Source organism: Xanthobacter flavus (assembly GCF_017875275.1).
In the GTDB taxonomy this organism is placed as follows: Bacteria; Pseudomonadota; Alphaproteobacteria; order Rhizobiales; family Xanthobacteraceae; genus Xanthobacter; species Xanthobacter flavus_A.
The window spans coordinates 3,796,560-3,807,165 of sequence record NZ_JAGGML010000001.1; the positions used below are offsets into that span (position 1 = coordinate 3,796,560).

Annotated in this window: 9 protein-coding genes; 6 read left to right on the forward strand and 3 right to left on the reverse strand. The window is 66.9% G+C overall.

Annotated features, from left to right (window positions below; genetic code table 11):
- Positions 1–275: 275 nt before the first annotated feature.
- The 3 genes from J2126_RS17975 to J2126_RS17985 are packed head-to-tail and all read left to right on the forward strand — an operon-like array spanning position 276 to position 3,275.
- Complete coding sequence (locus J2126_RS17975; RefSeq protein ID WP_245327431.1) at positions 276–1,427, forward strand: efflux RND transporter periplasmic adaptor subunit; 1,152 nt, start codon at positions 276–278, stop codon at positions 1,425–1,427.
- Entirely contained in the window at positions 1,424–2,557 is a 1,134-nt protein-coding gene (locus J2126_RS17980; RefSeq protein WP_209488225.1) for an ABC transporter permease, read from the forward strand. The genes J2126_RS17975 and J2126_RS17980 overlap by 4 nt, the downstream gene beginning before the upstream one ends.
- Positions 2,558–2,561: 4 nt before the next feature.
- The gene (locus tag J2126_RS17985) at positions 2,562–3,275 is read left to right on the forward strand and encodes an ABC transporter ATP-binding protein (RefSeq protein ID WP_245327433.1); all 714 of its coding nucleotides are present in this window, start codon (positions 2,562–2,564) and stop codon (positions 3,273–3,275) included.
- 21 nt (positions 3,276–3,296) lie between these two features.
- Here the strand turns inward: J2126_RS17985 and J2126_RS17990 are convergent, their stop codons facing one another.
- On the reverse strand, positions 3,297–3,794 hold the full coding sequence (locus J2126_RS17990) for a cytochrome b (RefSeq protein ID WP_209488226.1): 498 nt from the start codon (positions 3,792–3,794) through the stop codon (positions 3,297–3,299).
- 62 nt (positions 3,795–3,856) lie between these two features.
- Positions 3,857–4,402: an EF-hand domain-containing protein gene (locus J2126_RS25660; protein WP_209488227.1), complete on the reverse strand. Its 546-nt coding sequence runs from the start codon at positions 4,400–4,402 to the stop codon at positions 3,857–3,859.
- Between the two features lie 172 nt (positions 4,403–4,574).
- On the opposite strand from J2126_RS25660, the gene J2126_RS18000 reads away from it, so the two are divergent.
- Both J2126_RS18000 and J2126_RS18005 read left to right on the forward strand, forming a co-directional pair.
- Complete coding sequence (locus J2126_RS18000) at positions 4,575–5,309, forward strand: response regulator (RefSeq protein WP_209488228.1); 735 nt, start codon at positions 4,575–4,577, stop codon at positions 5,307–5,309.
- The gene (locus tag J2126_RS18005; RefSeq protein WP_209488229.1) at positions 5,306–6,706 is read left to right on the forward strand and encodes a sensor histidine kinase; all 1,401 of its coding nucleotides are present in this window, start codon (positions 5,306–5,308) and stop codon (positions 6,704–6,706) included. The genes J2126_RS18000 and J2126_RS18005 overlap by 4 nt, the downstream gene beginning before the upstream one ends.
- Positions 6,707–6,905: 199 nt before the next feature.
- Here the strand turns inward: J2126_RS18005 and J2126_RS18010 are convergent, their stop codons facing one another.
- Entirely contained in the window at positions 6,906–7,601 is a 696-nt protein-coding gene (locus J2126_RS18010; protein ID WP_209488230.1) for a helix-turn-helix domain-containing protein, read from the reverse strand.
- A gap of 245 nt (positions 7,602–7,846) precedes the next feature.
- On the opposite strand from J2126_RS18010, the gene J2126_RS18015 reads away from it, so the two are divergent.
- On the forward strand, positions 7,847–10,606 hold the full coding sequence (locus J2126_RS18015) for a nitrate/nitrite transporter (protein WP_209488231.1): 2,760 nt from the start codon (positions 7,847–7,849) through the stop codon (positions 10,604–10,606).

The following is a 10,606-nucleotide window of genomic DNA, read 5'->3' on the forward strand; positions in this document are numbered from 1 at the left end:
TTTGTCGCGACCGGCCTGTCTCATCAGGCTGGCTCCGCCAGGCGGATGTTGCCGGGATTGTCGTCCGCCGCGCGCATTGAGCCTGCCGAGGATCGCCCCGGGTTCCGAGCAATGCGCCGCGTCCGAAATGATGCTGACATCGGCCTCGCCGGATGTCGGCGCGACGCGGTGGAGACTTCTGGCAGGAGGTGAAAGTGTCGGACGGACCAGACGGGGCGCAGCCGCCCATGCCTCCCTCATCCGCGGGTGCCGCCGAAAGGCGCCCCAAGGGACGGATGCTCAAGACGATGGCCCTGACCGTGATGGCGGTCGCCGTGCTTGCGGCGGGAATCTTTTTCGTCGGCAGCAGACCCATTGCCGTCAACGTCGCCTCTCCCGAGCAAAACGTGCCGGTGCGGGTGTTCGGCCTGGGCACCGTCGAGGCCCAGGTGTTGTCCAAGATCGGCTTCGAGGTCGGTGCGACCCTCACCGCGCTTCTGGCCGATCATGGGGACCGCGTGTCCCGGGGGCGGGTGCTTGCGCGTCTCGATGCGGGGGAGCAGGAGGCCAAGGTCGCCAAGGCGGTGGCCGCGGTGGAGATCGCCGAAGTCAACATCCGCCGCGCCGAGGCGAACCTCCAGAAGGCCAACGCCGTCTTCGCCCAGAAGCAGGTGGCCAACCGGCGCAAGCAAACCCTGGCGGGACGAGATATCGTCTCCCAGCAAGTCGCCGAGGAGACGCTGCTCGACGAGGCTGTCGCCAATGCGGATGCGCTTGTGGCGCAAAGCGAGCTTGCAAGCGCCAAGGCCCAGCTCGCCGATGCGCGCGGCCAGCTGCAGTTTGAGCAGACCATGCTGCGCCATCGCACGCTGGTCGCGCCCTACGACGCCATCGTCATCGCGCGCCACAAGGAGGCCGGCAGCGTCGTCAATCCGGGGGAGCCCATCTTTTCCCTCGTGGCGGTCGGCACCTATTGGGGGCTGGCCTATGTGGACGAGGCGCGTGCCGGCTTCATCGAGGAGGGCCAGCGCGTGGAGGCCCGCAGGCGCTCAACCCCGCAGCAGAGCTTCGCCGGGCGCGTGGCGCGCATCGGCCTTGAAAGCGACCGTGTCACGGAGGAGCGACGCATCTATGTGAAGGGAGACAATCCTCCGCCCCGCATCTTCCTTGGCGAGCAAGTCGAGTTCTGGATCTCCGTCGCCACCCTCGACAAGGCCCTGCTCGTTCCGGAAGCCGCCGTGCAAGGCTATGACGGGCGGGAAGGCAAGGTCTGGACCGTGGAGCAGGGACGCCTCAAGCGCCGTCTCGTCGCCTTTCGCCATCGCACCGAGGATGGGCGGCTCGAAATCGTCGGCGGCCTTCCCGCGGGAGCGCTTGTGGTCACCCAGGTCGATCCGGCCTTCAAGGAGGGCGGCGCCGCGCGCGCCATCGGGGCCGGCGCCCCATGAACCTCGCCTACCGCGACATTTGCCACAACCTCGGACGCTTCTTGCTCACCTGCCTGGGGCTCGCCCTTCTGCTTGGGGTGGTGATGGCGATGATCGGAATTTATCGCGGCATCGTCGTTGACGCCCTGACCATATCCCGTGCGCCGGCGGTCGATCTCTGGGTCGTGGAAGCCAACTCGCGCGGTCCGTTCGCCGAGGCGTCCCGCATTCCAGGCGACGTTCGCGAAGCGGTGGCGCGCATTGCCGGCGTGACCGCGGCAGGCGGCATCACCTACCAGACCGTCGAGGCGGAGCATCAAGGCCGCAAGCTCCGCCTCTATGTCATCGGCTACGAGCCCACCCGGCCAGGGGGCCCGCCGGAGATCGTGGAAGGACGCGCCATCGTGCGCAGCCATTTCGAGATGGTCGCAGACCAGGCGAGCGGACTTGTTCTCGGCGACCGGATCGAGCTCGGGCGCAACACGTTCGCGGTCGTCGGCCTGACCCGGCACCAGGTCAATTCCGGCGGCGACCCGGCTGTCTACATCACCTTGGGGGATGCGCAGAAGCTGCAGTTCGATCTTGGTCCGCCCGCGGCCCGCGTCCAGATCGCGCGTGGAACCGCCGGGGCCGGTCGCGACACGGTGAATGCCGTCATCGCGCGCGTTCAGCCCAATGCGTCAGTGGATGCCGTGGCGGAGACGGTTCGTCGATGGAAGCACTTTTCGGCCATCACACAGGCGGAACAGGAGGACATTCTGTCCCGCTCGCTTGTCGATCGCGCCCGACGCCAGATCGGGCTGTTCACGACAATCCTGCTCTTTGTGTCTGCGGTTATCATCGCCCTCATCATCTATACGATGACCATGGAAAAGCTGAAGCAGATCGCGACGCTCAAGCTGATCGGCGCCCCCGACCGCACGATCGTCCTGATGATCGTGCAGCAGGCGCTGGCGCTCGGCCTGATCGGGTTCGCGCTCGGGACGGCCATGATCCTCGCCATCAAGGATCATTTCCCGCGTCGGGTGGTCCTCGAGGCGGACAATGTGGCCGGGCTCGGCCTGATCGTGCTTGCGGTCTGCATCGCGTCGAGCGGCCTGGGTGTTCGCGCGGCCTTGCGGGTTGATCCCGCCACAGCGCTCGGAGGCTAGGCACATGCCATTGGCCGGTGATCCCCTGGTTCGCCTCGATCACATCTCCAAGCATTTCGGCACGGGAACAACGCGTGTCGATGCCCTGCGCGACGTCTCGCTGACGGTCTACCCGCGCCAGGTCGTGGCTCTGCTGGGTCCGTCAGGCTCCGGCAAGACGACGCTGCTGAACGTGATCGGCTGCATCCTCGGCGCCTCGTCCGGGTCGATGGCGCTCGATGGCGAGCGCGTGATCGAGGATGGGCGCTGGCTGAGGTCCGATCTCAGGCGTCTGCGGCTGGACAAGATCGGCTTCATTTTCCAGTTCCACAACCTGATTCCGTTTCTCGACGCAACCGAGAATGTGGCCCTCGTCCTGCGCCTGGCCGGCAAGGATGCCGAGACCGCCCGGGCACGCGCGATCGAGCTCCTCGACTATCTGGAGGTCGGCAATCGACGCTCGGCGATGCCGGCCAAGCTCTCGGGCGGGGAGGCGCAGCGTGTCGCGATCGCCCGCGCGCTGGCCAATCGCCCACGCATCATCCTGGCTGACGAGCCGACCGCGGCCCTCGACTCCAAGCGCGCCGGGATCGTCATGGACCTCTTGCGCAAGGTCGCCATCGATCAGAATGCCGCGATCATCGCCGTCACCCACGATGAGAAGATCTTTGATCGCTTCGACCGCATCTTCGCCCTGCGCGATGGCCGGCTGGAAGCCGATGAGACTTCGCCCGCCTGAGGTCCCGCGACGCCCCTGCCCTCAGGCGCCGGGACGCACCATTCGCAGCAAGACGCCGCTCTTCAGCACGCTCTGGTGAAAGAGGACCGCGAGAACGTGAAGGGCGATCAGCGCCAGCAGAACCACCTTCAGCACAGTGTGGGCGCCGGCCGCGGGCCGGACATCGGCAAACCAGGCGAGCGCGCCGGACACCGACAGGGCGATCAGCACGCCATAGAAAGCAAGGTGTGTCACCTGGGCCAGCAGATGCAACGCCGGGGGTTCCCGCTCGGGCAGCGGCGGGACGCCGCGCGTCGCGCGCAGGGCGATGCGCCACAGGACCAGCACGAGGATGAGGGCGCCTCCCGCCACATGGGCGAGCACCAGCGGGTCGAACCCATAGGCCGTGCCCTGCACATAAGCGCTCCAGGCCTCGGCGATGGCATCGTTGATAAGATATTGGGCGGCCACAAGGGCCGCGACCGCCCAATGCAGGGCGATCTGTGTGCGGGAATAGCCGGCGGCGACGGGGACGGTCATGTCTTTGCCTTTCCGTATCGGGGGATGGGGCGGACCCGGCGCGGGGCCGCCCCGGCTCCGGATCAGTTCCCCGGCTTGGTGCCGGGCGCCGCCTGCTGGCCGTGCCACGCCTGCATCCGCGCCATCATCTGGGCGGGGAAGCGCATCTCCTCGGCGCTCAGCTGGCCGTCGCCATTGGCGTCGAGCATGGCGAAGGGGCGGTCGGCCATGGTCTTCGTCACCTCGGCGAAGAGCTTGCCGAACTCCTCGCGGGACAAGGTGCCGTTGCCGTCGCCATCATGGCTCGCCCGCAGCTTCTCGATGCCGGCTTCCGCCTCGGCGACGGTCACGGTGCCGTTCCCATCGGCGTCGAAGGTCATGAAGAGCTGCGCGGCGGCGAAGCGGCCCATGGGCCCATGCATGCCGCCGCCCATGCGCCCACCCATTGGGCCGTTCATGGGGCCACCCGTGCCCTGCCAGCCCGGGCCGCCATGGCCGCCCATCATGCCAAAGCCGGGACCGCCGCCCCAGCAGCCGCCCGGGCCGCCGGCAATGGCGGGGATCGAGACCGCCCCCACCACGGCAATGGCGGCGACGGCCCCCAGGATCGCGAGCGTCTTGCGTTTCATGTCCTCACCTCATCGGTTGTGCATTTCGATGGGGGGAGGATGGGCGGGCTGCGTCGCGGCAGGATATCGGCGGAAGGGGCGAAGTGTATCGCTCTGTCGCATGCCCCTGCCTTCGCGACCGGACGCGACATTTGGTTTTCCGGGTCGCCCAAGGAGGCGCTAAACCTGCCCCATGGCAGAGCACCCTCACATTCCCCACATCCTGGTCGTGGACGATCACCGCGAGATCCGCGACGCGGTCGGCCGGTACCTGGAGAAGAACGGGCTGAGGGCGACCACCGCGAAGTCGGCGGCCGAGATGGACGAGCATCTGCGGAGCGGACGCTTCGATCTCGTGATCCTCGACGTGATGATGCCGGGCGAGGACGGGCTGTCGGCGGCGCGTCGCCTGAGCGCTGCGGGCGGCCCACCGATCCTCATGCTCAGCGCGCTGGCGGAGGAGACCGACCGGGTGGTCGGCCTCGAAATCGGCGCGGACGACTATCTGGTGAAGCCCTTCAGCCCCCGCGAGCTGCTGGCCCGGGTAAAAGCCATCCTGCGCCGCAGCGAGCGGCCGGAACTGCTGGCGGGCGCCCTCGGCGGGCGCAAGCTGGTCTTTGCCGGCTGGGTCCTCGATACCGACAGCCGCCAGCTCGCGCATGAAACGGACGGACGGGAGGTCGCCCTCACCACCGCCGAATTCAAGCTGCTGGTGGCCTTTCTGGAGCGCCCCCGGTTCGTGCTCTCCCGCGACCAACTCATGGACCTCACCAGCGGCCGCAGCGCCGACGCCTTCGACCGCACCATCGACAACCAGGTCAGCCGCCTGCGCCGCAAGATCGAGGCGAACCCCGCCGAGCCGAAGATCATCACCACCATTCGGGCGGGCGGCTACAGCCTCGCCGCCGATGTGCGGGAGGCGAGATGAGGCCGCTTCTCCCCAAGAGCTTTCTGCCCAAGAGCCTTTTGCCCAGGAGCCTTCTGGCCCAGGTGGCCCTGCTTTCGGTGGCGGCCATGGTCCTCGGCCAGATCGCCAGCTTCTGGCTGTTCACGGCGGAGCGGGGCGCGATCATCCGGGCGGATCAGCGCGCCATGGCCGTCGAGCACGCAGTGCGGCTCGCAAGGCTGGTCGATGGGGCGCCCGTGCCCGTGCGCGGCGAACTGGTGGAGGCTGCCACCTCCCGCGCCCTGCGCTTCGTGCTCTCCCCCGATCCTGCGGTGCCCGAGGGCCGTTCGGATATTGCGGTGGACTGGCCCGGCGCCCGCGCGCAGGAGGCCTGGGACACCTCCCATCACGGCCATGGGCCACCCGCCCCCATGCGATGGCTGAGGGACTACGGCATCGCCCCGGCCGAGCCGCGCCTTTCGCTGCCGCTCGCGGATGGCCTCTGGCTCAACGCCGCCGCCCGGCTGGAGCGGCCCGGCATGCACCTGCCGCCCCAGGCGCTTGCCTCGACCCTGCTGACGCTGCTGCTGCTTCTCGGCGCGCTCTGGCTGGGGCTCAAGCGGATCACCGGCCCCCTGCGCAAGCTGGCTCAGGCCGCCGATGCGTTCGGGCTCGGCGCCGAGCCGCCTCCTTTGCCCCGTGGGGGACCGCGCGAGGTGCGCGCGCTCGCCGAGGCTTTGGCCCGGATGCATGAGCGGCTCTACAAGATGATCGGCGAGCGCACACGCATGCTGGCGGCGCTCGGCCACGATCTGCGCTCGCCCATCACCGCCTTGCGGCTGCGGGCGGAGATGGTGGAGGACGACGAGATCCGCGAGCGCATGGCCCTCATCCTCAACGAGATGCAGGAGATGACCGAGGCCACCTTGGCCTTCGCGCGCGGCGTATCGGTGGCCGAACCCCTGGAGCCGGTGGACCTGAACGGCCTCCTGGCCGATCTTGCGGCGGAGCTTTCCGCCTCGGGCCCGCCCGTCACCCTCGTTGTGTCGGCGCCGCACGTCCTCCCGCTCCGCCGGATGGCCCTGCGCCGCGCCCTGCGCAACCTGCTGGAGAACGCCCAGCGCTATGGCGCGGGCGCGACGGTCGGGATCAGCCCTGCCGGGACAGAGACCTTCGTCACCATCGACGATGCCGGACCGGGCATTCCGGAAGCGGATCTGGAGCGGGTGTTCGACCCCTTCGAGCGGCTGGAAACCTCCCGCTCGCGCGAGACCGGCGGCGCAGGTCTCGGCCTTCCCATCGCCCGTGCCATCCTGCGCGCCCATGGGGGCGAGGTGAGCCTGTCCAACCGGCCGGACGGCGGGCTGCGGGCAACGGTCCGCCTGCCGGCGGCGAACCAAGCGGCCAAGGCTCGGGCGAACGCGTCGCGTGAGCCGTAGACGTCTCGCCCCGCCGCGCGCCAGCCGAGCCAGCCGAGCGCGAGGACCGCGAGAGCGAGCCAGGGCAACAGCGGAGATGCGGCGTCTGCGCCAGCCCGAGGACGCCAAGCTGAAGCGGATTGTGGCGAAACTGTTCCGGGACCAGGCGATGTTGCGGGACGGCGTACCCCGTCAGACCAGCGAGCCGTGCCAAGACCGGTCATTCAGGTTCGTCGATGAGCGGATTTGGTCGAGCGAACCGACGCAAGGCTTCCACATCCCCAACATGGATCGAGGAGCCGGCGCTAGATACACCCAAATCCTTTAGCGTTGCGAACGCGCGGGAAAGATTTTCTGGCGTCATTCCGAGCAGAGAAGACAGCTTTCTCTTTTCGAAATCCAGCTCAATGACGCCTTCTGAACGATGATCTGCCATGTTCTGGATCAGCCAATTGGCAAGGCGCTCTGCGCCGGTGCGCAGCTTTTGATTCTTCAATTCCTTTATGGTGCAGCGATAGCCACGCGCCAGCTCGGTCACCACGGCGCTCCTGAAGCCGGCATCGGCCCCCAAGGCGGAGCGCACATGCTCGGCCGGAATCATGAGCAACTGGGATTTGCCCAGCGTTCGGGCTGATTGGAGGTAGGCCTGATCGTTGAGGACCGCCGCCAGAATGAAGGTTCCCATCGGGCGAACCAGACCGATCGTTGTCTCCCGTTCGCCATCGGCCGCGAACATCTCCACCAATCCGTCCACCACCACGTGCAGGAAGTCGGCCCGGTCGGCTTCGTTGATGATGGTGACACCTGGCGGAAAGCGTTGAAGAAGGCCGGTCCGCATCATTCTGGCGAACGTCTCCTTCTTCGCCTCCCGAAACAAGGGGAGGTGCCTGACGGCATCGGCATCCTCGGGCTTCATTCTTTCCTCACCTGCGGCGGAGCGAGAGACAATATCCCGACAATTGATAAATATCAATCGTTGAGGCGTATAGAATCAAACCAAGAACAATCAGATGTCTATTCTTCATGAAGCGAAATCATCCCATCGTCATCATCTCAGTTCATTGCATTGAAGCTGATACAAATCAAAGAACCCGGTAGCTTGATCAGGCAGTTTGCTGTCGCACGACGCAGCCGTGCTTTTGCAACGGGCGAGATCAAGCCATGCAACCCATTCGAGACGTGAGCGCCGCGGACCAGCGGACCTCCCTCGCCATGAGCACCATCGCCTTCACCGTATGCTTTGCGGTGTGGACGATCTTTTCCATCATCGGCATCCGCATCCGCCAGGACCTGGGGCTTTCGGACACCCAGTTCGGCCTTCTGGTGGGAACGCCCATCCTCACCGGCTCGCTCATCCGCGTGGCGCTGGGCATCTGGACCGACCGCTACGGCGGGCGCGTGGTCTTCAGCCTGACCATGCTTGCAGCAGCCCTCGCCACCTTCCTCCTGACCTACGCCACCACCTATCCGCAATTCCTCCTCGCCGCCCTCGGCGTGGGCATTGCCGGCGGTTCGTTCGCGGTGGGCGTCGCCTATGTCTCGCGCTGGTACCCGCCGCAGAAGCAGGGCACGGCCCTGGGCATCTTCGGCGCCGGCAACGTGGGCGCTGCCGTCACCAAGTTCCTCGCTCCCTTCGTCCTCGTCGCCTATGGCTGGCAGATGGTGGCTCAGGTGTGGGCGGCGGCGCTGGTGGTGATGGCCATCGTGTTCTTCCTCACCACCAAGGATGATCCCGTGCTGGTGGAGCGTCGCCGCCTCGGCGTTCGGCCGAAGAGCGCGTGGCTGGAGCTTGAGCCGCTCAAGAATATCCAGGTCTGGCGCTTTGCCCTTTATTATTTCTTCGTGTTCGGCGTCTTCGTCGCGCTGGCCCTGTGGCTGCCCCAGTATCTGGTGAAGGTCTACGGCCTCAGCATCACGAGCGCTGGCATGATCGCCGCCGCCTTCTCGGTACCGGCCAGCATCTTTCGCGCCTATGGCGGGCATCTCTCGGACGTCTACGGCGCCCGGCGGGTGATGTACTGGACCTTCCTGGTCTCGGTGGTGGCCACCTTCATCCTGTCCTATCCGCCCACCGATTATGTGGTGCAGGGCATCCATGGCCCCATCGCCTTCCACATGGAAATGGGCGTGGTGGGGTTCACCGTCGCAGTGTTCGTGCTCGGCTTCTTCATGGCCCTGGGCAAGGCGGCCGTCTACAAGCATATTCCGGTCTACTACCCCAACAACGTGGGCGCGGTGGGTGGCCTCGTGGGCATGATCGGCGGGCTCGGCGGCTTCATCCTGCCGCTCATGTTCGGCGTGCTCAACGATTTGACCGGCCTGTGGACCAGCTGCTTCATGCTGCTGTTCGTGCTCGCCGCCGGTTCGCTGGCATGGATGCACCTTGCCATCCGCCAGATGGAGAAGGAGGCCACCGGCGAGACGCTGGATAAGCTGCCCGAGCTGCCGGAAATGCAGGGCATGCAGCCTGCGGCCGCCGCGGTCCCCGCCGCCGTGCGCGGCGCCATCCTCACCGACTGGCGGCCGGAAGACCCCACCTTCTGGCAGAAGACCGGCCGGGCGATCGCGCGGCGCAACCTGTGGCTCTCCATCCCGGCGCTGCTGTTGTCCTTCGCGGTGTGGCAGGTGTGGTCGGTGGTGGTGGCCAAGCTGCCGCTGGTGGGCTTCCGCTTCACCACTGACCAATTGTTCTGGCTCGCCGCTTTGCCGGGGCTGACCGGAGCGACGCTGCGCATCTTCTATTCCTTCATGGTACCCATCTTCGGCGGGCGCCTGTGGACGACGCTCACCACCTGGTCGCTGATCATCCCGGCGCTGGGCATCGGCTATGCGGTGCAGAATCCGGATACGCCCTATGTGGTGCTGCTGATCCTGGCGCTGTTGTGCGGCTTCGGCGGCGGCAACTTCGCCTCCTCCATGGCCAACATCTCCTTCTTCTTCCCGAAGGCGGAGAAGGGCAATGCGCTGGCGCTCAATGCCGGCCTCGGCAATCTCGGGGTCAGCGTGGTGCAGTTCGTGGTGCCCCTCGTCATCACCATGGGCATCTTCGGCGGCCTCGGCGGCGATCCGGCCATGGTGAAGGCGGCAGGCGGCACGGCCCCCATGTGGCTGCAGAATGCCGGCTTCATCTTCGTGCCGTTCATCATCCTGTCCGCCCTCGGGGCGTGGTTCGGCATGAACGACATCGCCTCCGCCAAGGCCTCGTTCCGCGAGCAGGCGGTGATCTTCCAGCGCAAGCACAACTGGATTATGTGCTGGCTCTACACCGGCACGTTCGGCTCTTTCATCGGCTATTCGGCGGGCTTTCCGCTGCTCACCAACATCCTTTTCCCGGAGGTGAACGCCCTCAAGTTTGCCTTCCTCGGGCCCCTGGTCGGTGCGCTGGCGCGCTCCGGCACGGGCTGGCTTGCGGACCGCTACGGCGGCGGGCGCGTCACCATCTATGTGTTCGTGCTGATGATGGCGGGCGTCTCCGGCGTGCTGTGGTCCATCGGCATGCGCTCCGAGCCCTGGGCGTTCTGGGCCTTCTTCGGCTCCTTCCTGGTGCTGTTCCTCGCCACCGGGGTGGGCAACGCTTCCACCTTCCAGATGATCCCGGCCATCATGGGGAAGGAAATGGACCGGCTGATGCCGGGAGCCGACGCCGAGACGCGGCGCCGGCAGGCGGAGAAGGAGGCGGCGGCCATCACCGGCTTCACCTCCGCCATTGCCGCCTTCGGGGCCTTCTTCATCCCCAAGGGCTACGGCTCCTCCATCGCCCTTACCGGCTCGCCCGAGGCGGCGCTGTGGGCCTTCCTCATCTTCTACGTGAGCTGCCTCGTGCTCACATGGGCCGTCTACACCCGCAAGGGCGGTCTGCTCCATGACGTCGAGCGCGGGATCGCCCCGCGCCCCACCCACCGTCCGGCCACGGCCGCGTAA

What these genes read in the sequence shown, in the direction of transcription:
- J2126_RS17975 (WP_245327431.1), top strand. Translation starts at nt 276, where the DNA reads ATGCTCAAGACGATGGCCCTGACCGTGATGGCGGTCGCCGTGCTTGCG.
- J2126_RS17990 (WP_209488226.1), bottom strand. Translation starts at nt 3,794, where the DNA reads ATGACCGTCCCCGTCGCCGCCGGCTATTCCCGCACACAGATCGCCCTG.
- J2126_RS17985 (WP_245327433.1), top strand. Translation starts at nt 2,562, where the DNA reads ATGCCATTGGCCGGTGATCCCCTGGTTCGCCTCGATCACATCTCCAAG.
- J2126_RS17980 (WP_209488225.1), top strand. Translation starts at nt 1,424, where the DNA reads ATGAACCTCGCCTACCGCGACATTTGCCACAACCTCGGACGCTTCTTG.
- J2126_RS25660 (WP_209488227.1), bottom strand. Translation starts at nt 4,402, where the DNA reads ATGAAACGCAAGACGCTCGCGATCCTGGGGGCCGTCGCCGCCATTGCC.
- J2126_RS18010 (WP_209488230.1), bottom strand. Translation starts at nt 7,601, where the DNA reads ATGAAGCCCGAGGATGCCGATGCCGTCAGGCACCTCCCCTTGTTTCGG.
- J2126_RS18005 (WP_209488229.1), top strand. Translation starts at nt 5,306, where the DNA reads ATGAGGCCGCTTCTCCCCAAGAGCTTTCTGCCCAAGAGCCTTTTGCCC.
- J2126_RS18000 (WP_209488228.1), top strand. Translation starts at nt 4,575, where the DNA reads ATGGCAGAGCACCCTCACATTCCCCACATCCTGGTCGTGGACGATCAC.
- J2126_RS18015 (WP_209488231.1), top strand. Translation starts at nt 7,847, where the DNA reads ATGCAACCCATTCGAGACGTGAGCGCCGCGGACCAGCGGACCTCCCTC.